The organism is Streptomyces tanashiensis, from assembly GCF_014648895.1.
Taxonomy (GTDB): domain Bacteria; phylum Actinomycetota; class Actinomycetes; order Streptomycetales; family Streptomycetaceae; genus Streptomyces; species Streptomyces tanashiensis.
In genome coordinates, this window is the sequence record NZ_BMRZ01000010.1 from 177,288 (window position 1) to 200,882 (window position 23,595).

15 protein-coding genes are annotated in these 23,595 nt (G+C 72.0%); 3 read left to right on the top strand and 12 right to left on the bottom strand.

Annotation, left to right across the window (positions count from 1 at the left end; translation table 11 throughout):
* Positions 1-32: 32 nt before the first annotated feature.
* Together IE237_RS26745 and nrdR are read right to left on the bottom strand one after the other, a co-directional pair.
* On the bottom strand, positions 33-2,927 hold the full coding sequence (locus IE237_RS26745; RefSeq protein ID WP_189804673.1) for a vitamin B12-dependent ribonucleotide reductase: 2,895 nt from the start codon (positions 2,925-2,927) through the stop codon (positions 33-35).
* 172 nt (positions 2,928-3,099) lie between these two features.
* Positions 3,100-3,609, bottom strand: coding sequence for a transcriptional regulator NrdR (nrdR, locus tag IE237_RS26750; RefSeq protein WP_189804674.1), 510 nt, complete (start codon positions 3,607-3,609; stop codon positions 3,100-3,102).
* Between the two features lie 437 nt (positions 3,610-4,046).
* Between nrdR and lexA the strand changes: the two genes are divergently transcribed.
* The gene (gene lexA / locus IE237_RS26755) at positions 4,047-4,835 is read left to right on the top strand and encodes a transcriptional repressor LexA (protein WP_189804675.1); all 789 of its coding nucleotides are present in this window, start codon (positions 4,047-4,049) and stop codon (positions 4,833-4,835) included.
* A 125-nt stretch (positions 4,836-4,960) separates the two neighbouring features.
* On the opposite strand, the gene IE237_RS26760 is transcribed toward lexA, so the two are convergent.
* The 5 genes from IE237_RS26760 to IE237_RS26780 form a co-directional block, all read right to left on the bottom strand.
* Complete coding sequence (locus IE237_RS26760) at positions 4,961-6,934, bottom strand: ATP-dependent DNA helicase (RefSeq protein WP_189804676.1); 1,974 nt, start codon at positions 6,932-6,934, stop codon at positions 4,961-4,963.
* 50 nt (positions 6,935-6,984) lie between these two features.
* Positions 6,985-8,829, bottom strand: coding sequence for an IucA/IucC family protein (locus IE237_RS26765; protein ID WP_370468279.1), 1,845 nt, complete (start codon positions 8,827-8,829; stop codon positions 6,985-6,987).
* Positions 8,830-8,888: 59 nt separating this feature from the next.
* On the bottom strand, positions 8,889-9,542 hold the full coding sequence (locus IE237_RS26770) for a GNAT family N-acetyltransferase (RefSeq protein WP_189804677.1): 654 nt from the start codon (positions 9,540-9,542) through the stop codon (positions 8,889-8,891).
* A 58-nt stretch (positions 9,543-9,600) separates the two neighbouring features.
* On the bottom strand, positions 9,601-11,418 hold the full coding sequence (locus IE237_RS26775; protein ID WP_189804760.1) for an IucA/IucC family protein: 1,818 nt from the start codon (positions 11,416-11,418) through the stop codon (positions 9,601-9,603).
* Between the two features lie 333 nt (positions 11,419-11,751).
* A complete protein-coding gene (locus IE237_RS26780; protein ID WP_189804678.1) occupies positions 11,752-13,206 on the bottom strand; it encodes a diaminobutyrate--2-oxoglutarate transaminase family protein in 1,455 nt (484 codons plus the stop codon).
* A 319-nt stretch (positions 13,207-13,525) separates the two neighbouring features.
* On the opposite strand from IE237_RS26780, the gene IE237_RS26785 reads away from it, so the two are divergent.
* Positions 13,526-14,701 carry a trypsin-like serine peptidase gene (locus IE237_RS26785; protein WP_189804679.1) on the top strand — a complete coding sequence of 392 codons (1,176 nt, stop codon included), beginning with the start codon at positions 13,526-13,528 and terminating at the stop codon, positions 14,699-14,701.
* Between the two features lie 113 nt (positions 14,702-14,814).
* A complete protein-coding gene (locus IE237_RS26790; protein ID WP_189804680.1) occupies positions 14,815-15,984 on the top strand; it encodes a trypsin-like serine peptidase in 1,170 nt (389 codons plus the stop codon).
* A 120-nt stretch (positions 15,985-16,104) separates the two neighbouring features.
* Here the strand turns inward: IE237_RS26790 and hflX are convergent, their stop codons facing one another.
* The 5 genes from hflX to IE237_RS26815 all read right to left on the bottom strand — a co-directional run bounded on the left by hflX (position 16,105) and on the right by IE237_RS26815 (position 23,545).
* Complete coding sequence (hflX, locus tag IE237_RS26795) at positions 16,105-17,598, bottom strand: GTPase HflX (RefSeq protein WP_189804682.1); 1,494 nt, start codon at positions 17,596-17,598, stop codon at positions 16,105-16,107.
* Positions 17,599-17,722: 124 nt separating this feature from the next.
* Positions 17,723-19,213 (bottom strand): M1 family metallopeptidase, encoded by a 1,491-nt coding sequence (locus IE237_RS26800; protein WP_189804683.1) that lies wholly within the window; start codon positions 19,211-19,213, stop codon positions 17,723-17,725.
* 430 nt (positions 19,214-19,643) lie between these two features.
* The gene (locus IE237_RS26805; RefSeq protein WP_189804684.1) at positions 19,644-21,797 is read right to left on the bottom strand and encodes a RelA/SpoT family protein; all 2,154 of its coding nucleotides are present in this window, start codon (positions 21,795-21,797) and stop codon (positions 19,644-19,646) included.
* Positions 21,798-21,937: 140 nt separating this feature from the next.
* The gene (gene dapF / locus IE237_RS26810; RefSeq protein ID WP_189804685.1) at positions 21,938-22,852 is read right to left on the bottom strand and encodes a diaminopimelate epimerase; all 915 of its coding nucleotides are present in this window, start codon (positions 22,850-22,852) and stop codon (positions 21,938-21,940) included.
* A 180-nt stretch (positions 22,853-23,032) separates the two neighbouring features.
* A complete protein-coding gene (locus IE237_RS26815) occupies positions 23,033-23,545 on the bottom strand; it encodes a hypothetical protein (protein ID WP_189804761.1) in 513 nt (170 codons plus the stop codon).
* Positions 23,546-23,595: the final 50 nt, after the last annotated feature.

The window sequence follows — 23,595 nt, forward strand, 5'->3', positions numbered from 1 at the left end:
GCGGATTCCTCCGCTCAGCGCACCGACCGGTGTCAGCTGCAGCCGCTGGTCGAGCCGCAGCCCTCGCAGATGTAGCAGGAGCCGGCCCGCTGCATCTTCGTACCGCAGGAGAAGCAGAGCGGGGCGTCGGCGCTGATGCCGAGCTGCATCTCGACGAGCTCCGCGGAGGTGTGGGCCTGCTTGGGGGCCGGGACCTCGACCTTGGGGGCCGGGACCGCGACGGCCTTCAGCTCCTGGGTGCGGGGCGCGGACTGGGCCAGCGCCTCGACGTCGAGGTCCTCGTCCTCGGGCTGCTCGTACGAGCCGGTGTCCAGGTGACGCTGGCGCTCCTCGGCCGAGTGGATGCCGAGGGCGGAGCGCGTCTCGAAGGGCAGGAAGTCCAGCGCCAGGCGGCGGAAGATGTAGTCGACGATCGACTGCGCCATCCGCACGTCCGGGTCGTCCGTCATGCCGGCCGGCTCGAAGCGCATGTTGGTGAACTTCGAGACGTAGGTCTCGAGCGGGACGCCGTACTGCAGGCCGACGGAGACGGCGATGGAGAAGGCGTCCATCATGCCGGCGAGGGTGGAACCCTGCTTGGACATCTTCAGGAAGACCTCGCCGAGACCGTCGTCCGGGTAGGAGTTGGCGGTCATGTAGCCCTCGGCGCCACCGACGGTGAAGGAGGTGGTGATCCCCGGACGGCCCTTGGGCAGACGCTTGCGGACCGGACGGTACTCGACGACCTTCTCGACGGCCTCGCGGATCGTCGCCTCGGACTTCGCGGTGACCTCGGCCTTCTCGTCCTCCTTCTTCTTGGCGGAGAGCGGCTGGCCGACCTTGCAGTTGTCGCGGTAGATCGCGAGCGCCTTGACGCCCATCTTCCAGGCCTCGAAGTAGACCTCCTCGACGTCCTCGACCGTGGCCGTCTCCGGCAGGTTCACGGTCTTGGAGAGGGCGCCCGAGATCCACGGCTGGATGGCGGCCATCATGCGGACGTGGCCCATCGCGGAGATGGAACGCTCGCCCATGGCGCAGTCGAAGACCTCGTAGTGCTCGGTCTTCAGGCCGGGCGCGTCGATCACATTGCCGTGCTCGGCGATGTGGGCGACGATCGCCTCGATCTGCTCCTCCTGGTAGCCCAGGCGGCGCAGGGCCTGCGGGACGGTGCCGTTGACGATCTGCATCGAGCCGCCGCCGACGAGCTTCTTGAACTTGACCAGGGCGAGGTCGGGCTCGAGGCCGGTGGTGTCGCAGGACATCGCGAGGCCGATGGTGCCGGTGGGGGCGATGACCGAGGCCTGGGCGTTGCGGAAGCCGTTCTTGGCGCCGAGGCGGATCACGTCCTGCCAGGCCTCCGTGGCGGCGGCCCAGATCGGCGAGTCCAGGTCGTCCATGCGGACGGCCTTGGTGTTCTCGTCGGCGTGCTGCTGCATGACGCGCTGGTGCGGCTCGGCGTTGAGGGCGTAGCCGTCGTACGCGCCGACGACCGCGGCGAGCTCGGCGGAACGCTTGTACGAGGTGCCCGTCATCAGGGAGGTGATGGCGCCGGCGAGGGCGCGGCCGCCGTCGGAGTCGTACGCGTGGCCGGTCGCCATCAGCAGGGCGCCGAGGTTGGCGTAGCCGATGCCGAGCTGGCGGAAGGCGCGGGTGTTCTCGCCGATCTTCTGGGTGGGGAAGTCGGCGAAGCAGATGGAGATGTCCATCGCGGTGATGACGAGCTCGACGACCTTGGCGAAGCGCTCGACGTCGAAGGACTGGTTGCCCTTGCCGTCGTCCTTGAGGAACTTCATGAGGTTCAGCGAGGCGAGGTTGCAGGACGTGTTGTCCAGGTGCATGTACTCGCTGCACGGGTTCGAGCCGTTGATGCGGCCGGACTCCGGGCAGGTGTGCCAGTGGTTGATCGTGTCGTCGTACTGGATGCCCGGGTCGGCGCAGGCCCACGCGGCCTCGGCCATCTTGCGGAAGAGCGACTTGGCGTCGACCTCCTCGATGACCTCGCCGGTCATGCGCGAGGTGAGGCCGAACTTCCCGCCGGACTCGACGGCCTTCATGAACGTGTCGTTCACGCGGACGGAGTTGTTGGCGTTCTGGTACTGGACGGACGTGATGTCGTCGCCGCCCAGGTCCATGTCGAAGCCCGCGTCACGGAGGGCGCGGATCTTCTCCTCCTCCTTGACCTTGGTCTCGATGAAGTCCTCGATGTCGGGGTGGTCGACGTCGAGGATGACCATCTTGGCCGCGCGGCGGGTGGCGCCGCCCGACTTGATCGTTCCCGCGGAGGCGTCGGCGCCGCGCATGAAGGAGACCGGGCCGGAGGCGTTGCCGCCGGAGGAGAGCAGCTCCTTGGAGGAGCGGATACGGGAGAGGTTCAGGCCGGCGCCGGAGCCGCCCTTGAAGATCATGCCCTCTTCCTTGTACCAGTCGAGGATGGACTCCATGGAGTCGTCGACGGACAGGATGAAGCAGGCGGAGACCTGCTGGGGCTGCGGCGTGCCGACGTTGAACCAGACCGGCGAGTTGAAGCTGAAGATCTGGTGCAGGAGGGCGTAGGCCAGCTCGTGCTCGAAGATCTCGGCGTCGGCGGGCGAGGCGAAGTAGCCGTAGTCCTCGCCGGCCTTCGTGTACGTCTTCACGATCCGGTCGATGAGCTGCTTGAGACCGGTCTCGCGCTGCGGGGTGCCGACGGCGCCCCGGAAGTACTTGCTGGTGACGATGTTGACCGCGTTCACCGACCAGAAGTCGGGGAACTCGACGCCACGCTGCTCGAAGTTGATCGAGCCGTCGCGCCAGTTGGTCATGACGACGTCACGGCGCTCCCACGCCACCTCGTCGTACGGATGCACGCCGGGGGTGGTGTGGATGCGCTCGATACGCAGGCCCTTGCTCGCCGACTTGGCTCCCTTGGTGCGGGAACCACGTGCCGGGCCGCTCGCCGTCTCTGTCATGCCGCCTCCCATATACGGGCAAAACACACTTTGGCGCCCAGATAGTCCCAGGGCACCGTCTTCTGTACGTCGTTCTGTACTGCTGCCACAGGGACCACAGGGGTCGCCCGGGGCACGTCTGCAGGGCCGCACGGCGGCCGGTCGCCGGGCCTGCGTCGGCCCGGACCGCCGATCAGTCGGCGGCGGTGGCGGGAACGGGGACCTCAGGGGTCACACCGGTCCCGTTGTTCTCAGCGGGAGGCCGCACGCGGAGTTCCGCGATGGCGGCCTCGAAGTCTTCGAGGCTGTCGAAAGCCTTGTACACGGACGCGAAGCGCAGGTACGCGACGAGGTCGAGCTCCTGCAGGGGGCCGAGGATGGCCAGGCCCACGTCGTGGGTGGTCAGCTCGGCACTGCCCGTGGCGCGCACCGCCTCCTCGACCCGCTGGCCGAGCTTGGCGAGGGCGTCCTCGGTGACCGGTCGCCCCTGGCACGCCTTGCGGACGCCGGAGATGACCTTGTTACGGCTGAAGGGCTCGGTGACGCCGGAGCGCTTCACCACCATGAGCGAGCAGGTCTCCACCGTCGTGAAACGACGGGAGCAGTCGGGGCACTGGCGACGACGTCGGATCGACGTCCCGTCGTCGGTGGTGCGACTGTCGACGACACGGCTGTCGGGGTGCCTGCAGAAGGGGCAATGCACTGGTTCCGACCCTTCTCACGGCACGACTGACGAGCCTCACCGGCCCGTCAAGGCCCTGCGAAGCGACCTCCAGCATAGGCGATGCGCGCACCCCCGGCAGACCGGGGACCACTACCCCTGGGTGGTCGATGCCATCCAACCACTAGATCTTGGGTTGCGGGCCATTCGGAGCCCCCAGCGTGTCGCGGCGCGGGCGCTCCCGCGGATCCACGCCCGCGGGTGCGACACTGGGACGGTGCACCGGTCGCTCGCGACCCAGCGGCGAAGGCTACCGTAACGACCGATTTGGGGCGGCGGAGTGGGCGGGCTCATACACCTCCGCACATACGCGCGTAAGGCAATCTGCGAATTTTCACTCGAACGTGTGTTTGGCGCAACCTTTCGAAAGCCACTACCGTTGTGCCAGCCAGGGAGACCATTCGAGAGGGGCCGACGACGTGACCACCACCGCAGACAGTGCCACCATCACCGCCCAGGACCGCTCCCAGGGCCGACTCGAGCCGGTGCACGCCATGAATGAAGCAAGCATGAACGGCGAGGAGCCCGGGCGACCCGCCCGCGCCCTCCCCGGGCGACCTCCAGGCATCCGCGCCGACAGCTCCGGACTCACCGACCGGCAGCGCAGGGTCATCGAAGTCATTCGCGACTCGGTCCAGCGGCGCGGCTACCCGCCGTCGATGAGGGAGATCGGGCAGGCGGTCGGCCTCTCCAGCACCTCCTCGGTCGCGCACCAGCTCATGGCGCTGGAGCGCAAGGGCTTCCTCCGCCGCGACCCGCACCGGCCCCGCGCCTACGAGGTCCGCGGCTCCGACCAGCCGAGCACCCAGCCGACGGACACCACCGGCAAGCCGGCCGCGTCGTACGTCCCGCTGGTCGGCCGCATCGCCGCCGGTGGCCCGATCCTGGCCGAGGAGTCCGTCGAGGACGTCTTCCCCCTCCCCCGGCAGCTGGTCGGCGACGGCGAGCTGTTCGTCCTGAAGGTCGTCGGCGACTCCATGATCGAAGCCGCCATCTGTGACGGTGACTGGGTCACCGTCCGCCGTCAGCCCGTCGCGGAGAACGGCGACATCGTCGCCGCCATGCTCGACGGCGAAGCCACCGTCAAGCGCTTCAAGCGCGAGGACGGCCACGTCTGGCTGCTCCCGCACAACGCGGCGTACCAGCCCATCCCCGGCGACGAGGCCACCATCCTCGGCAAGGTCGTGGCGGTGCTGCGGCGGGTGTGACACTCCCCGCCGGCTCTGACCGGGCCCCGGGACCCACTGCGCCGGTCCCGGGGCCCTGCCGTGTCCTCAGGAGCAGGCCCTGGGCCGCTGTCTTTCGGATCAGGGCTGATCCGAAAGACAGCGGCCTAGGCGTCGGCCGTCCTCGACGCGGCGTCGATGGCCGCGAGCGACTTCCGCACCTGGTTGCGGTCCGTCGTGTACCAGAAATCAGGCAGCGAGGCCTTCAGATAGCTGCCGTAGCGGGCGGTGGCCAGCCGGGGATCGAGGATCGCCACGACGCCCCGGTCACCGGTGGCCCGCACCAGCCGGCCGGCGCCCTGCGCCATCAGCAGGGCCGCGTGGGTCGCCGCGACCGCCATGAAGCCGTTCCCCCCGGCCTCCTCGACGGCCTTCTGCCGCGCGCTCATCAGCGGGTCGTCCGGGCGCGGGAACGGGATCTTGTCCATGACGACCAGCTGGCAGCTGGGTCCCGGGACGTCCACGCCCTGCCAGAGCGAGAGCGTGCCGAAGAGGCAGGTCTTCGGGTCGGCCGCGAAGTTCTTGATCAGCTCGCCCAGCGTGTCCTCGCCCTGGAGCAGGATCGGAAGCTCCGGGATCCGGGTCCGCAGCTCCTCCGCCGCCTGCTGCGCGGCACGCATGGAGGAGAACAGGCCGAGGGTCCGCCCGCCGGCCGCCTGCATCAGCTCGGTCAGCTCGTCGAGCATGTCGCCCCGCTCCCCGTCGCGCGCGGGGCGCGAGAGGTGCTTGGCGACGTACAGGATGCCCTGCTTCGGATAGTCGAACGGGGAGCCGACGTCGATGCCCTTCCAGACGGGCAGGTCGTCGCCCTTGGTCCCCTCGGGGGCCAGTCCGAGGGAGGCCCCGACGCCGTTGAAGTCGCCGCCCAGCTTGAGCGTGGCCGAGGCGAGCACCACGGACCGCTCGGTGAAGAGCTTCTCGCGGAGCAGGCCCGAGACGGTCAGCGGCGCGACCCGCAGCGAGGCCCCGAAACGGTCATGACGCTCGTACCAGACGACGTCGTACTCCGAACCGTGGGTGATGCGCTCCGCGACACCGTGCACGGTCTCCACCGAGGCCATGGCCTGCTTGCGCACCGCGTCCTCGTCCTGCACGGCCCGGTCCCGGGTGTTGCCCAGGGCCGTGATCACCGCGCGGGCCGCGTCCCGCAACGCCATCAACGCGTACGCGAGGTCCTCAGGGATCTCCTCCAGGCGGCCCGGCAGCGCCAGCTCCATGACCCGCTCGAAGCCCTCCGCGGCGGTCTGCAGCTGGTCGGCCGTCTTCTCGTCCACGAGCTTCGCGGCCCGGCGCACGGCACGGTTGACCTGGCCGGGCGTGAGCTCGCCGGTGGCGACACCCGTGACCCGGGAGACCAGCTCATGGGCCTCGTCGACGATCAGCACCTCGTGCTGCGGGAGCACCGGCGCGCCCTCGATGGCGTCGATGGCGAGCAGGGCGTGGTTGGTGACGACGACGTCCGCGAGCTTGGCGCGCTCGCGTGCCGCCTCGGCGAAGCACTCCGGTCCGTACGCGCACTTGCTGGCCCCGAGGCACTCCCGGGAGGAGACCGAGACCTGGGCCCAGGCCTTGTCGGAGACGCCCGGCGTCAGGTCGTCCCGGTCGCCGGTCTCCGTCTCGTCCGACCAGTCACGCAGCCGCAGCAGGTCCTGGCCCAGCTTGCTCGTGGGCGCGGCCGCCTCGAACGGGTCGAAGAGGCCGTCCTCCTCGTCCTGCGGAACCCCCTCGTGGAGCCGGTGCAGGCAGAGGTAGTTCGACCGGCCCTTGAGCATGGCGAAATTCGGGCGGCGGCGCAGCTGCGGATGCAGCGCGTCGACCGTCCGGGGAAGATCGCGCTCGACGAGCTGGCGCTGGAGCGCCAGGGTGGCCGTGGCCACCACCACCCGCTCGCCCTGGGCCAGCGCCGGCACCAGGTAGCCGAGCGACTTGCCCGTGCCGGTACCGGCCTGGACTAGGAGGTGGGAGTTGTCGTCGATGGCCTCGGCCACGGCCTCGGCCATGGTGACCTGGCCGGGCCGCTCCGTGCCGCCGACGGCGGAGACGGCGGCGTGGAGGAGGTCGGGGAGGGATGGCTTCGTCATAGCCCTTCCACCCTACGGGGCGGCACTGACAGCCGGGTCACGCGAGCACCTCACGCGAGCGGGTTGGGGACGGTCCCGTGGACGGCGGCGTGCGGACGCTCGGGCCGGTCCCGGTAGCCGTCCAGGTGCAGACGGTTGCGGTTGAGACAGAGCCGCTCGATGCGCGGGGTCAGGAGGTCGAAGAGCTCGAAGCGTTCCTTCAGCTCGGGGAAGCGCGCCTGGTGGCGCAGGATCTCCGCGCGGACGAGGCCCCAGAAGTCCTCCTCGGGCACGCCGAGTTGTTCCTCGCAGAGCGGCGCCAGATAGCGGAAGACGCCGACGAAGAGCCCCGAATGGATGAATTGGATCAGGAATTCGGGTTCCTCGGTGAGGAGGACGGCGCGGACGTCGTCGGGCAGCGTGTCGTGCTCGGGCAGCGGCTGCGCGCTGATGTTCACGTCGTCGACGAAGTCCTTGATCGCGAGGCGGACGGGGACGTCGTCGCCGTCGTAGACGACGATGGCGTTCTCGCCGTGCGGGGAGAAGACCGTGCCGTAGCGGTAGAGGAAGTGCAGCAGCGGCGGCAGCAGAGCGGCGAAGAGGCGCTGGAGCCAGACGGCGGGGGCGAGCCCGGAGCGCTCGACGAGCTCGGCGACGAACGCCCGGCCCTCCGGGTCGGTGTGGAGCAGCGAGGCGAGGGTGCGGGCCCGCTCGCCCGGGGGCAGTCGCAGCGGTTCGCGCCAGATCGCCCCGAGCAGTTCCTTGTACTGGTACGGGACTTCGGGCAGCCGGTCGTACAGCGGGTGCTCGACGGTGACGGAGGCGACCTCGCCGAGGAGGATCACTCCGCACTCGTCCCGCAGGAACGGGTCGCCTTCGCGCAGCCCGTGGACCCAGGCGGTCACGGCGGGCGCGGCGAGGGTCCGTTCGGTGGGCAGTCCGCGCCAGACCAGGGTGTTGAGCACCGAGAGCGGCAGCTTGACGGTGTGCCGGTCGGGACGGCTGGTGTTGAGGAAGGTACGGACGGACTGCTGCGGCAGGCGGAGATCGCCGTCCGCGGGGAGCGGGACGACGGTCCCGGCGGCGATGGCCGGGGCGTAGAGCGGCAGCAGGATCTCGTCCCACTGCCAGGGGTGGACGGGCAGCAGGAGGTAGCCGTCGGGTTCGTGGCCGCGGGCGGTCAGCGCGGCGCGGAAGGCGGCGTGCACCTCGGGGTCGAGCTCCTTGGCGTACAGCAGGTCGGGGGTGTCGAGGCCGGCCACGCCCCGGTAGGCGGCGAGGCGGTTGCTGACGGCGATCCACGGCAGCCGGGTCGCGCGGCGCGCCTCGGGGGCCCAGTGGGCGGCGTCGGTGGCGGAGAAGCCGATGCGGCCCTTGTTGAGGACGAGCCAGGGGTGGCCGGTCTGGTGGCCTTCGAGTTCCGCGTAGGAGAGCTCGGCGAGGCGGGCTGCGGTGAGGGCGGTGTGGTCGAGGCGGGCGTCGGCGGCGAGGGTGGCGGAGAGTTCGCGGATCAGGTGGCCGAGGGTGGCGCCGTCGAGCCGGAGGAGTCGGCGGGCGCGGACCAGGAAGTCGAAGGGGTCGGTGAGCGGCCGGCCCTCGTGGGTGATCGAGCCGGCGGTGACCTGCCAGCTGCCGTAGGCGCCGCGGCGGGCACGGAAGGTGAGCGTGGTGCCGTCGTCGAGCCGCAGTGCGTGACGGTCGGGCTCGCCGTCGTCCAGGGGTACGGGTTCGACGATCTCCTCGTAGGCGAACTCGGAGAGGGCCTTGGCGAGGAGGCGGGAGGAGGCCCGGGTCCAGGCGTCGGCGTTCAGTTCGGGGGGCGCGAGCAGCTCGGGCGCCGGGGCGGGACCGGTGGCGGGAGCCGGAGCGGGCGGGGTGGGTCGTGCGGAGTCGTGAGGTGCAGGGGACGTCGACACGAGGACTCCTCGGAGTGGGAACCGCTGGGGGTCGAGCGGTGTATGTAAGGCAGAGGCGTTCACAGAACGTGACGGAGGGCCCGGTCACGGATCATGAGCACGGCTCTTTTGTCGGGGAGGTCGACTTCCGCCGCGTAGCGGAAGCCGCCGCTGAGGAACGCGGAGACGGAGGGGGTGTTGAGGATGTCGGGTTCGGCGACGACTCGGGTGCAGCGGGGACGGTGGTCGAGGACCAGATCCGCGACGGCACGCAGCAGCGTGGTGCCGACGCCGCGGCCCCGGTCCGTGTCGCCTCCGATCAGCAGGTGGATACCCGTGTCGTGGGGACGCGCCGGGTAGTACCGCGCGAGCGGGTCGAGATCGGCACGGTAGATCTCGAAGTAGCTCATGGGGGTGCCGTCGAGGACGCCGAGGCAGGGGACGCTCCGGCCGTCGCCCTCGAGCTGGGCCCGGACGTGCTCGGCGGTGACGGTGTCGGGTCCTGCGAGCTCCCAGAAGGCGGCGACGGCCGGGTCGTTCATCCATCGGGCCAGCAGGGGCAGATCCCGTTCGAGTCGTACGGGGACGAGCCCGAAGGAGCCCACAGGGGTGTCGGCGGGCCCCCAGGCTGCGACGGAGTCCAGCAGATCGCCGTCGAGGAGGGCGACGAGGTCCTCGACTCTCAGGTCCAGGGTGTCGTCCCCGGGCGGTTCCGGTGGGCGGGTGGGTGACACGGTGTCGCTCTCCTCTCGGCGGTGTGGTCGGGGCGCTGAGCGCCGGCGGGTCGCGTGTTCAGGTACGGAGGGGGTTGGTGATGGTGACGTAGACGGACTGGGTGTCGACGGGTCCGACGAGCTCGTCCAGGCCGTGCAGGCGGGTGAGGAGGTTGGCCTTGCTACGCAGGGTCGCGGCTTCCAGGAGTCGGTGCGGAAGGGGTGAGCCCAGGCTGGTGGCGGAGGTGAGGAAGCTGCGGAAGGCGGCGAGCAGGACGCGTTCGTCGGCGAGGTGCTGGGCGCCGAAGGCGCCGATCAGACCGAGGACGTTGTTGATGCCGAGGTAGTAGGCGAAGCGCTCGTCGGTGACCTGGTCGGAGACGAAGGTGTCGCTGTCGGCTCCGATGCCGGGGAGGCGGCTCTCCAGCTCGCCCCGGTGGGACTCGCGGAAGTAGTAGCCCTGGTTGTCGCGGTAGCGGCCGCCGATCGGCCAGCCGTCCGGGTCCAGGAGCACCAGGGTGTTCTGCTGGTGGGCCTCCAGGGCGATGCCGGCGTGGCCGTCGAGCCAGAGGACGGGGCGGACGACCTGGTCGAGGTAGCGGAGGAACCACTCGGCGGCGACGGCGGTCGTGGGGCGGCCGGTGCGTGCGGCGAGCCGTCCGATGACGTCGGCGAGCCGGGAGCGCATGGCGGTGGCCCCGGGCCACGGGCGGGGTGCTGTGAGGGAGGCGATGCAGACGGCGTCGTCGCCGGGTCCGAAGGGGTTGTGGCGGACCATGACGTCGAGGCCGGGGACGGGGGTTCCGTCGGGGGCGTCGACGGCGAGCCAGGCGGGGTCGCGCACGATGTCGAACCCCGGGTGGGCGGCCTGCCACTCGTCGACGAGGCCGGTACGGAGCAGCCGGTGGACCTCGACGCCCCGGTGGAGTTCCTTGCGGAGGTTCTCGCGGCGGGAGTTGGTGATGCGCAGGCCGAGCGAGAGCTTGAGCATGGCCCGGGCGCCGGGGCGGTGCACGGTGCGGACGGAGGAGGTGGGGTGCCAGGGGCTGCCGTGGAGGCCGAGGTCGTGGAGGAGGCCCGCGTCGAGGAGGGCCCGGACGTCGGGGCGGTGCAGGAGTTCGCGGGCCTGCCAGGGGTGCAGGGGCAGTGGTGCGGTGCCGGCGGGGAGCGTGAGCCCTTCGGCGAGACCGGAGGCGAGTTGTTCGGCGGTGACGGGCCGGCCCTGTTCGGTCCAGGCGGAGTCGGAGGCGAGGAGGGTGTGGTCGACGCCGATCCAGTGGAGGGGGAAGGAGCCGTGCAGTTCGGGTGAGTAGAGCCGGCCCTCGGCCTCGGAGAGTCCTTCGCGGCTCTTCGGGGTGGGGTGGAGCGGGTGGCCGAGGAGCAGGGACTGTTCGGCGGCGAGGAAGAGATCGGCGTCCGGGTGCGGCTCGGGCCGGCGGCGGCGCTCGGTGAGGAAGTCGGCGGTGCGGCGGGCGGAGTCGGCGACGCGGCCGACGAGCTCGGTGCCCTCGGAGCGGCCGGTCTCGCGGCTGAGCAGGGCGGCCACCGTGACGGCGTCGGTGGCCGGCGCCGAGGCCGGGATTCCTTCGAGGACGGGGGCTCCGAAACGGTGCCACCCGGTGGGCGACCAGTAGCGGACGGGGACGAGGAGGGCGGTGCCGCTGGCGTCGAGCGGGATGCGCAGGGTGGGGGATACGGGCGCCGGGAGGTTCTTCTCCCTGACCCAGCAGCGGAGGAGGTTCTCGACGGCGGCGGCGTCGGCGGCGCGCTGCGGGTCGGGGTCGTCCAGCGGGTCAGGGCTGCCGGCGGGGCGAAGGGGCCGGGGCTCGTACGGTCCGAGGTGCTGGCGCGGCACGGTGGGCTGCGCGGTGGACTGCGCCGGGCCGAACGGATCCAGGTCCGGCTCCCCGGTACCGAGCGGAGCCGCCGGACCGAGCTCCCCGGACCTGAGCGCCCCCGAGAGGAGCCCTTGACCGCTCCGGCGCTCAATGGGGAGGGCCTCGGCGCGGACGGCCTCCGAGCAGAGGGCCTCGGGGCGGAGGTCCTCTGAGTGCAGGGGGCCCGCGTGGGCAGCGTCCGTGTGGAGGGCCTCGGTGTGGAGAGGGTCCGGGTGGACGGGGTCCGGGTGGAGGGGGGTGGTGGTGTGGGGTGGCTGGGTGGTGGGGGCCGGGGTGGTGGGGGTGGCGTTCACGGGGGCTTCCTTGGGGGTGGGGGCAGGGGCGGTCCGGGGTCAGTGGGACGGTCCGGAGGCGTTCCGGGGGGCCGCGGCCCGGTGTGAGGCGGGCGGGTGGGGGGTGTGGGCCCGTTCGGCCGCGGCCAGGGCGTCGGCGAAGCGGTCCAGGACGGCCGTGGCCTGCTCGTCGGTGAGGGTGAGCGGGGGCAGGAGCCGGACCACCGCGGAGTGGCGGCCGCCGAGTTCGACGATGAGTCCGCGGGCGAGGCACTCCTGCTGGACGGCGAGGGCCAGGCCGGGGGCGGGGGGCGGGACGGGGTCGTCCGGTCCGGCCGCGTCGGGGTCGACGAGTTCGACGCCGATCATCAGGCCCCGGCCGCGGACGTCGCCGACGCAGGGGTGGGCGGCGGCGAGGCCCTGGAGTCGGCCGAGGATGCGGGCGCCGAGGGTGCCGGCCCGTTCGGCGAGCCTGTTCTCGCGGACGTACGCGAGGGTGGCCGTGCCGGCGGCCATGGCGAGTTGGTTGCCGCGGAAGGTGCCGGCGTGGGCGCCTGGTTCCCAGGCGTCGAGTTCCGACCTGTAGACGATGACCGCGAGGGGGAGGGAGCCGCCGATGGCCTTCGAGAGGACCATCACGTCCGGCACGACGCCGCTGTGCTCGACGGCCCAGAAGGTGCCGGTGCGGCCGACTCCGGTCTGGACCTCGTCGACGATCAGGGGGACGGAGCGGTCGGCGGTGACGCGGCGCATCCGGCGCATCCAGTCGTCGGGGGCGGGGATGACTCCGCCCTCGCCCTGGACGGCTTCGACGATCATGCCGGCCGGGGTGGTGACACCGCTCTTGGGGTCGTCGAGGAGGTTCTCGGTCCAGCGGGCGGCCAGTTCGGCGCCGCGCTCGCCGCCGACGCCGAAGGGGCAGCGGTACTGCTGGGGGTAGGGCAGTCGGGTCACACGGACGTCGGTGGCTCCTCCGGAGGCGTCGAGGGCTCCGGCGGTCATGCCGTGGTAGGCACCGGTGAAGGCGAGGAGCCCGCTGCGGCCGGTGGCCGTCCGGACGAGCTTGAGGGCCGCCTCGACGGCGTCCGTGCCCGCGGGTCCGCAGAACTGGATGCGGGCGTCGGCGGCGAGTTCTGCGGGGAGGGTGGCGAACAGTTCGGAGGTGAAGGCGTCCTTGACGGGGGTGGCGAGGTCGAGGACGTGGAGGGGAGCCCCCGAGTCGAGGACCTTCCTGATGGCTTCCAGGACCACGGGGTGGTTGTGGCCGAGGGCGAGCGTCCCGGCGCCGGACAGGCAGTCCAGGTAGCGGCGGCCGTCGGCGCCCTCGATGGTGAGCCCCCTGGCCCGTACGGGGACGATCGGCAGGGAGCGGGCGTAGGTGCGGGCGGCGGACTCGCGTTGGGACTGGCGGCGCAGGATGCCCTCGTACTCACCCCCTCGGTCCGTCTGGCCCGTCGGCCGGTTCTGCGTGCGCGCGGCCGGTGGGACGGCCGGCGCTGATTCGGTCACGGCCACGGATCGGTGTCCTCCCGCTGTAACAGTTGCGTTGCACATCGGGGCGTCGTGAAGCAGCCGCAAGGGCCGCCCCGCGCGCCATCGTTGTGTCCCCCGTACGTACCAACGACGGGAACTGCCGGGGATCACGGGCCGGAAGGCAGGAACTTGGCGTGTCCCGGATCACGGCACGGCAACGACCGAAGGGTGCCCGGAACCGTGGGCGGGGCGCGTACCGTCCCCTCCGGCACCGGCATAGTGGAGCCGTCGGCCGAGTCCGCGAGGGCCCGGCCGCTGTTCGTCCATGCACAAGTAGACGTAGTCCCAGGGGGATCACGAGATGCGATCGATTCGTCCGCTGCTGATGGCGGCTTCCGCCGTCGCGGCGCTGACGCTCACCGTCACGGCCTGCGGTCCGAGCGAGGAGAACGCGGGAGGGGACAAGCCCGTCGCGCCCGTCAGCCTGGACCCGGACAAGATCAAGATTCCGGAGGACCTGAAGGAGCGCCTCAAGGAACACGGGATCGACCTCGACAAGTGGCGCGACGGCGAGTGGAAGAACTGGGACCGCGACAAGTGGCTGCGTGAGGCCAAGGACTTCGTCAACCCGATCATCGAGGACCTCTGGGACCCGGACCGGATGCGTGAGGCCGAGCGCCCCGACAAGCCGGTCGAGGAGGAGGACATCTCGGGCGACAAGGGTGTCACCGACCCGACTCCGGACCCGGTGCGCGCGAAGGCCGTGGCGGCGAAGTACCACGACAACGCCCCCGAGTCCGGCAAGGTCTTCTTCGACGGCCCCGAGGGCTCGATGGTCTGCTCGGCCACGGTCGTGAAGGACCCGGCGCACCCGGGCAAGTCCAACCTGGTCTGGACGGCCGGGCACTGCGTGCACAAGGGCAAGCAGGGCGGCTGGTACCGCAACATCGCCTTCGTGCCCTCGTACAACGACTCGGCGATGGAGACCGCCCAGCTGGAGAAGGCGACGCGGGCGCAGATCGCGCCGTACGGCGTGTGGTGGGCGGACTGGGTCAAGACCTCCGACCAGTGGATCTCCGAGGGCGCGTCCACCGGCGGTGCCGGTGCTCCGTACGACTTCGCGGTCATCAAGGTGACTCCGGAGAAGGGCTCTTCGGGCAAGTCGCTGGAGGAGACGGTCGGTTCGGCGCTCCCGGTGGACTTCAACGCCCCGGCCGTGCCGAAGATCGCGAGCATGACGGCGACGGGCTACCCGGCGGCGCCGCCGTTCGACGGCCAGAAGGCGTTCCAGTGCCAGGACAAGCCGGGTCGGCTGTCCCTGAAGGCCGAGCAGCCGACGATGTACCGGATCGGCTGCACGATGACCGGTGGTTCGTCCGGCGGCGGCTGGGTCGCCCAGGGCAGTGACGGCAAGCCGGCGCTGGTGTCGAACACCTCGATCGGCCCGTCGACGGCCGGCTGGCTCGCGGGTCCGCGCTTCGGTCCGGAGGCCAAGGCGGTCTTCGACGAGGTCAGCAAGAAGTACGCCGGCCAGTAGGCACGGCACGGAGGCGGGGCCGCGGGGTCCCGCCTCCCCCCATGTCCGGCCCGACCGGCATACTGTGCACCGCTCATGACACGTCCATGGCAATACCAACGGGGAAGACACACATGCGTTCCGTACGACTCCTACCCGCCACCCTCGGTCTGGTCACCGCGCTCGCGCTGACCGCCACCGCCTGCGGGCCCACCGAGACCCCGGCCGACAGCAAGCCGTCCGCCGGGGCGAGCAGCTCCGCACCCGCCGACGGCGGCGACGCCGGCGCCGACCTCACCAAGGACCTCGCCGACAAGCTCAAGAAGCACGGCGTCGACCTGGACAAGTGGAAGGACGGCGAGTGGAAGAACTGGGACCAGGACACCTGGCTCCGTGAGGCCGAGGACTTCGTCAACCCGGTGATCGACGGACTCTGGGACCCGGCGCGCATGCAGTCGGCGAAGAGCCCGGACCAGACGATCACCGCGCAGGCCGGCTCCAGCGGCAGCGACCCGACGCCCCGGCCCGTCAAGGCGCAGCGCGAGAAGACGCCGTACCACCGCAACGCGGCCCCGGTCGGCAAGATCTTCTTCGACTCGCCCCAGGGCTCCATGGTCTGCTCCGGCACGATCGTGAAGGACCCGCGCCGTCCCGGGAAGTCGAACCTGGTCTGGACGGCCGGCCACTGCGTCCACGCGGGCAAGAAGGGCGGCTGGTACCGCAACATCACCTTCGTCCCGGCCTTCAACGACCTGGGCAAGTCCCCCGCCGCCCTGCAGAACGCGCAGCCGCACGAGGTGTACCCCTACGGCCAGTTCTGGGCCGACTGGGCCGTGACCTCGGGCGAGTGGATCAACGCGGGCGGCACGAACCAGGCCTGGCCGTACGACTACGCCGTGCTGCACGTCCAGCCGGAGCGCGGCGGGAAGTCCCTGGAGGAGACCGTCGGCGTCGCCCTGCCGGTCGACTTCTCCGCGCCGACGGCCGCGCAGTCCGGGACGATGGGCGCCTGGGGCTACCCGGCGGCGCCGCCGTACAACGGCATGATCATGCACAAGTGCCTCGACCGTGCGACGCGGCTCACCACGGCTCCGGCCACGCCGACGATGTACCGGATCGGCTGCACGATGACCGGTGGTTCCTCGGGCGGCGGCTGGTTCCGCGTGCTGCCGAACGGCAAGACGGCGCTCGTGTCGAACACCTCGATCGGCCCGGCCGGCGGCAACGGCTGGCTCGCCGGACCGCAGCTGGGGCGCGGCGGCAAGGCCGTGCACGAGATGGTCAGCAAGAAGTTCGCGCGCTGACCCGGATCACGAAAGTCCGCTGAACCGGACCACGAAAGTCCGCTGAACCGGACCACGAAGGAGGGCGCTGCCCCTCCCCCGACGGGGAGGGGCAGCGCCCTTCGGTCGTACTGACGTGGATCAGTGCGCGGCCGGAACGTACGGCGCGAGCATCGCCGCCAGCTCCTCGTGGACCCGGGCCTTGAGCAGGGTGCCCTCCGGGGTGTGCTCCTCGGACTCCACCTCGCCCTCGGCGTGCACCCGCGAGACCAGACCGCCCTGCGTGTACGGCACGAGGACCTCCAGCTCGACCTCCGGGCGCGGCAGCTCGGAGTCGATGAGCGCGAGGAGCTCCTCGATGCCCTGGCCCGAGCGGGCCGAGACCACGATGGAGTGCTTCTCCATCCGCAGCAGACGCTGGAGCACCAGCGGGTCGGCCGCGTCCGCCTTGTTGACGACGACGATCTCCGGCACGTTCACCGCGCCGACGTCGCGGAAGACCTCGCGCACAGCGGCCAGCTGCTCCTCCGGGGCCGGGTGCGAGCCGTCCACCACGTGCAGGATGAGGTCGGACTCGGCGACCTCCTCCATGGTGGAGCGGAACGCCTCGACCAGGTGGTGCGGCAGGTGCCGGACGAAGCCGACGGTGTCGGCCAGCGTGTAGATCCGGCCGGTGGGCGTCTCGGCCCGGCGGACGGTCGGGTCGAGGGTGGCGAACAGCGCGTTCTCCACGAGGACGCCCGCGCCCGTGAGCCGGTTGAGCAGGGAGGACTTGCCGGCGTTGGTGTATCCGGCGATGGCGACCGAGGGCACCTTGTTCCGCCGGCGCTCCTGCCGCTTGATGTCACGGCCGGTCTTCATCTCCGCGATCTCCCGGCGCATCTTCGCCATCTTCTCGCGGATGCGGCGCCGGTCGGTCTCGATCTTGGTCTCACCGGGACCACGGGTGGCCATGCCGCCACCGCCGCCGCCACCCATCTGACGGGAGAGCGACTGACCCCAGCCGCGCAGTCGCGGCAGCATGTACTGCATCTGCGCGAGCGCGACCTGCGCCTTGCCCTCTCGGGACTTGGCGTGCTGGGCGAAGATGTCGAGGATGAGGGCGGTCCGGTCGACCACCTTCACCTTGACGACGTCTTCGAGGGCGATGAGCTGGCCGGGGCTGAGCTCGCCGTCGCAGACGACGGTGTCGGCGCCGGTCTCGAGCACGATGTCGCGCAGCTCGCGCGCCTTGCCCGAGCCGATGAAGGTGGCCGGGTCCGGCTTGTCACGGCGCTGGATCACGCCGTCGAGTACGAGGGCGCCCGCCGTCTCGGCGAGGGCCGCGAGCTCCGCGAGGGAGTTCTCCGCGTCCTGGACGGTCCCGGAGGTCCAGACACCGACCAGCACGACGCGCTCCAGGCGCAGCTGGCGGTACTCGACCTCGGTGACGTCCTCGAGCTCGGTGGAGAGGCCCGCGACGCGGCGCAGCGCCGCACGCTCGGAGCGGTCGAACTGGTCGCCGTCCCGCTCTCCGTCGATCTCGTGGCTCCAGGCGACGTCCTCTTCCATCAGGGCATCGGCCCGAAGGCTCTCGGTACGGCTCGTCTCCGCGAAGCTCTGCTCGTCCTGGGAAGGGGAAGAAGAGGAGGTCATTGGATCCTTACGTCGATGAGGTGATGTGTGTCTGTGCCGGTCACAACGCCTGCGGGCGCCGGAAGATTCCCGGTCTCGGCCGCGTCGCCGACCTGAAGATGGTGACACGGCCCCGCCGGGCCCGTCACCCGGGTTTCGGCGCGGTCCTCGCGGCCTCGACGGGACGGCTGCGCCAGTCCGGGTGCCCGGGCATCGCCGGGGTCTTCGCCTCGTACAGCCAGCCGCGGAAGAAGGCGGTGAGGTCCTTGCCCGCGACCTCGCCGGCGAGGGCCGTGAAGTCGGCGGTGGTGGCGGTGCCGTCCCGGTGTTCGGTGACCCAGCGGCGTTCCAGGCGCTGGAAGGCCTCGGTGCCGATCTCCTGGCGGAGCGCGTAGAGGACGAGGGCGCTGCCGTCGTACACGACGGGCCGGAAGAGGCTGATCTTGTGGTCGGGCGAGGGGGGTTCCGGGGCGGCCGGCGGACCGCCGTCGGCCCGCCAGCCGTCGGAGGCGGCGTAGGCGGCCTTCATGCGCCGCTCCAGGGACTTGCCGGCGGTGTCCTCGGCGTACAGCGCCTCGTACCAGCTGGCGTGTCCCTCGTTGAGCCACAGGTCGGACCAGGCGCGGGGCGAGACGCTGTCGCCGAACCACTGGTGGGCCAGCTCGTGGACCATGACGGAGTCGACGTACCACTCCGGGTAGGCGGGCTCGGTGAAGAGTCCGCGCTCGAAGAGGGAGAGGGTCTGGGTCTCCAGCTCGAAGCCGGTGTCCGCGTCGGCGATGAGCACGCCGTACGTCTCGAAGGGGTACGGGCCGACCTGCCGCTCCATCCACTCCAGGTGCCCGGGGGTGCGGCGCAGCCAGGGCTCCATGAGCTGCCGGTCGGCGGTGGCGACCACGTCCCGTACGGGCAGCCCGTGGGGGCCCGCGCGGTGGACGACGGTGGAGCGGCCGATGGAGACCTGGGCGAGCTCGGTGGCCATGGGGTGCCGGGTGCGGTACGTCCAGGTGGTGGTGGCGCCGTGCTCGACGCGGCCCTCGGGGAGCCCGTTGGCGACGACGGTGAACTCGCTGGGGGCGGTGATCCGGAAGGTGAACCAGGCCTTGTCCGAGGGGTGGTCGTTGGAGGGGAAGACCCGGTGGGCGGCGTCGGCCTGGTTGGCCATGGCGAGCCCGTCGCCGGTGCGGACCCAGCCGCCGGTGTCGGCGGGGCCGGTGGGGTCGCTGGTGTGGGTGACGGTGATCTCGACCTCCTCGCCCGCGTCGATCGGCACGATCGGGGTGACGACCAGGTCCTCGCCGCTGCCGGTGTGCTCGGCGGGCAGTCCGTCGACGGTGACGGCGGAGACCTTGCCGTGGGTGAAGTCGAGGTTGAGCCGCTCCAGGTCCTCGGTGGCGCGCGCGTCGATGCGGGTGACGGCGGCGAGCGGCTTCGTGTTGACGCCGGGGTAGGTGAGGTCGAGCGTGTAGGCGAGGACGTCGTAGCCGGGGTTGCCGAGGTGCGGGAAGAGCGGGTCCCCGATGCCGAGCGGCGGCGGGGCGGGCAGCGCGGCGGCGACGAGCCCGGCCGAGGCGGCGACCAGGACGGCGGAGCGGAGCCACCGCGCGCGGGGCAGGGGGGTTCGGACGAGCGGCATGGGCCAGGGCCTTTCCGGAGGAATGGCCCTACGGCTACCAGGGCTGCCGCCGCGCACCGGGGCGGCGCGCGCGCCGGCCACCCGAAGGGGGTCGTCGGCTCGGGCCGCGCGAGTGGCGGCCGGCCTCCCGGAGCGGCGCCGTCGGCTCGGGCCGCGCGCACGGCAGGCACCCGCCGTCGGCTCAGGCCCTCTCAGTGGCGCCCGGCCGAAGCAGCGCCGTCGGTTCAAGCCCCCCCGAGCGGCCTCCCAGAGCGGCGCCGTCAGCTCAAGCCCCCGAGCGGCAGCCACCCGAAGCAGCACCGTCAGCGCAAGCCACCCGAGCGGCAGCCACCCGAAGCAGCACCGTCAGCTCAAGCCACCCCGAGCGGCAGCCCCGAAGCAGCGCCGTCAGCGCAAGCCACCCGACCGGCAGCCACCCGAAGCAGCGCCGTCAGCTCAGGCCGCGTGAGTGGCGGGCGCGGCTGACGTCGTACACCCCGGGGACGTCCCGCATGGCTCGCATGAGGGCGGCGAGGCCGGCGGCGTCGGGGAGGTGGAGCGTGTACGTGTGGCGGACCCGCTGCTCGCTGGGCGGCTCGACGTTCGCGGAGACGACGGCGGCCCCGAAGGTGGCGATCGCCTCGGTGAGGTCGGCGAGCAGCCCGGGCCGCCCGAAGGACTCGGCGACGAGGGTGACCCGGCCCTGCGGGGTGTCGCCCCAGCGGACGGTGACGGGCTCGCGGCCCAGACCGCGCATGGCCTCGACGGCCGAGCAGCGGGCGCGGTGCACGGTGACCGTTCCGCCGCGCACCAGGAAGCCGGTGATCTCGTCGGGGGGTACGGGGGTGCAGCAGCCCGCCGGGCGGACGGCCGCGGGCGGCTCGCCGTCCAGGTCGGCGTGGAGCTCGGGGCCGGAGCGGCGCTCGGCGGGGACGCTGACCTGCGGCCGGGGGTCGCTGGGGGCGGCGGGCGGCGGGGCGCTCTCGGGGTGGGCCCGGAGCCAGCCGGTGATCGCGATCCGCGCGGCGGGGGTGCGGGCGTGGTCCAGCCACTCCGGGGACGGCCCGGAGACGGTGTCCTGGGCGAGCAGCAGCTGGACGGTGTCCCCGTCGCCGAGGACGGTGCTCAGCGGCGCGAGGCGGCCGTTGACGCGGGCGCCGAGGCAGGCGTGGGCGGCCTCGCCGTGCTGGGCGTAGGCGGCGTCGACGCAGCTGGCGCCGGCGGGGAGGCTGATCGTGCCGGGGGCGCTGCCGTCGGCACGGAAGACGGTGATCTCGTCGTCCTCGGCGAGGTCGGCGCGGAGCGAGGTCCAGAAGGTGTCGGGGTCGGGGGCGGACTGCTGCCAGTCGAGGAGCCGGGAGAGCCAGCCGGGGCGGGTGGGGTCGACGCGCTCCCCGTCGTCGGTCTGCGGGACGGCGGTGTCCGGCTCCTGCCCCACGTGGGGGTTGCCGAGGGCGACGACTCCGGCTTCGGCGACCTTGTGCATGCGGTGGGTCCGGATGAGGACCTCGGCGACGGCGCCGTCGGGGGCCGCGATCGCGGTGTGCAGCGACTGGTACAGGTTGAACTTGGGGGCGGCGATGAAGTCCTTGAACTCGGAGATCACCGGGGTGAAACAGGTGTGGAGCTCGCCCAGGACCGCGTAGCAGTCGGCGTCCTCGGCGACGAGGACGAGGAGCCGCCCGAAGTCGCAGCCGCGCAGCTCGCCGCGCTTGAGGCGGATCCGGTGCACGGAGACGAAGTGGCGGGGGCGGACGAGGACTTCGGCGCCGACGTCCGCCTCGCGCAGGACGGCGGTGACCTGTTCGGCGAAGGCGCCGAGTTCGTCGGCGGCGCCGGGGTGATCCGCGACGAGGGCGCGGGTGGTCTCGTACTCCTCGGGGTGCAGGATCGCGAAGACCAGGTCCTCCAGCTCGGTCTTGAGGGCCTGGACGCCGAGCCGCTCGGCGAGCGGGATGAGGACGTCGCGGGTGACCTTGGCGATCCTCGCCTGTTTCTCGGGGCGCATGACGCCGAGGGTGCGCATGTTGTGCAGCCGGTCGGCGAGCTTGATCGACATGACGCGGACGTCGCTGCCGGTGGCGACGAGCATCTTCCGGAAGGTCTCTGGCTCGGCGGCCGCGCCGTAGTCGATCTTCTCGACCTTGGTGACACCGTCGACGAGGTAGGCGACCTCGTCGCCGAACTCCCGGCGCACCTGGTCGAGCGTCACCTCGGTGTCCTCGACGGTGTCGTGGAGGAGGGAGGCGGTCAGGGTGGTGGTCTCCGCGCCGAGTTCGGCGAGGATGAGGGTGACCGCGAGCGGGTGGGTGATGTACGCCTCGCCGCTCTTGCGGAACTGGCCGCGGTGCGAGGACTCGGCGAGGACGTACGCCCGGCCGAGCACCGACAGGTCGGCCTCGGGGTGGTGGGCGCGGTGCGCCTCCGCCACATGGCCGATGGCGTCGGGCAGTCGGTCACGGGGCGCCGGTCCGGCGGTGGCGCCGAGCAGGGCGGCACGGCCGAGGCGGCGCAGGTCGATCCGGGCACGTCCGCGTCTGCGGACGGCCACGTCGGTGGTCGCGGCCTCGGCCGCACTCACGGGGTTGGTGGCCTCTGCACTCATGGGGCACCTCCGGCAACGTCGACCGGCGGTGGGCGGGCCAGGCGTGCCCGGGGGGCCGGTGCTTGATGCTACCGACCCCACCACGCGGCGCAGTCACGCTCTCGCTCAGCGTGAATCGGATCACCCATTCGAGCGACAGATCAGTCGTTGACAGTTTCGATTCCGTCGCGCGCGGTCACATCGCCCGATCCCAGCCATGCGGGGTCGACGGTGCCCTCGGCGACGATGACCGCAGGTCCGGTCATGTCGATCCGGCCGTCGGGGTGCTCGGTGATGACCAGGGTCCCGCCGAGCACGTCGACGGTGTACGTGACGGGAGTGCCGCTCTCGGCGGGGTCGACGCCGTCCCGGCGGGCGGTGGCGACGGCGACGGCGCAGGCGCCGGTGCCGCAGGAGCGCGTCTCGGCGGCGCCGCGCTCGTGGACCCGCATCGCGACGTGGCGGGGGCCCCGGTCGGCGACGAACTCGATGTTCACCCCGTCCGGGTAGACCGCGGCGGGCTCGTACGGCGGCTCGGTGAACAGGTTCCCGGCGTGGTCGAGGTCCTCGACGAAGGCGACGGCGTGCGGGTTGCCCATGTTCACGTTGCGGGCGGGCCAGCTGCGGCCGTCGACGGAGACGGTGACCCCGGCCTCGGGGAGCACGGCGCGGCCCATGGCGACGGTGACGGAGCCGTCCTTGTCCAGGTGGACGTGCTTGACCCCGCCGCGGGTGGCGACCGGGACCTCGCCCGCGGTGACGTGCCCCGCGTGCTCCAGGTACCGGGCGAAGACCCGGACCCCGTTCCCGCACATCTCGGCGACCGAGCCGTCGGCGTTGCGGTAGTCCATGAACCACTCGGCCTCGTCGGCCAGGTGGCGCGCGTCCGGGTGGGCGGCGCTGCGCACGACGTGCAGCAGCCCGTCGCCCCCGATGCCGGCCCGCCGGTCGCAGAGCCGCGCCACGACGGCGGGCGGCAGGTCGACGGCGTTCTCCGCGTCGGGGACGATCACGAAGTCGTTCTCGGTGCCGTGGCCCTTGAGGAAGGGGAGCGGCGAGGTCTGCGTGCTGGTCACGCGATCAACTGTACGGGGCGGGTCCGGCACCGGCCCGACCTGTCCACAGGGCGGGCCCGCCGGTGCGGGCGCGCCCGGGCCCCTTCGCCACGAGCCCCGTCCCGCACGGGCCCGGGCCGGGCCCCGTCCGGGCGCGGGCCGTACGGACGAGGGCCCCGCTCCGTACGGGAGGGGCCGGCCTCAGCGGAGGCGGGCGACGCGCCAGACGGCGAGGGCGACGAGGGCCGCGATGGTCGACACGTACAGGGCGAGGACGCGCCAGTTCGGGCGCTCGCCCGAGCCGCGCTGCGGGAGGCCCGGCCAGGTGTAGCCGACCTTGCGGGCGGCCATCATGCCCCAGCCCGCCGCGCAGGAGCTGATGAGCAGTCCGAGCATGGCGACGACGGCGCCGCCGTCCCCGGAACCGAAGGCGAGCGGGAAGGCGAACATCAGCGAGCCGACGGCGGCCAGGCCCACGATCGGGGCGAGCTGCCAGATCCGCAGCCGGCGCTGGGGCCGCAGCTCGACCTCGACCTCGTCGGCGTCGACCTCGACCGCGGTGCCCACGGCGTCGTCGGGACCGTCCGGGGTCAGCCCCGGGGCCCCGACGGGGGCGTCGTCCGTCGGGTGGCCCGGCGTGTCGCCCGACGGATCCGCCGTCGGGTCACCCAGGGCCGCCTCGTGCTGTTCTCTGTCGCGAGGGCCGGCCTCCATCGCCACGCGCCCTCCCCACTCGGACTTCACTTGGTCGATCGATGCTCGAT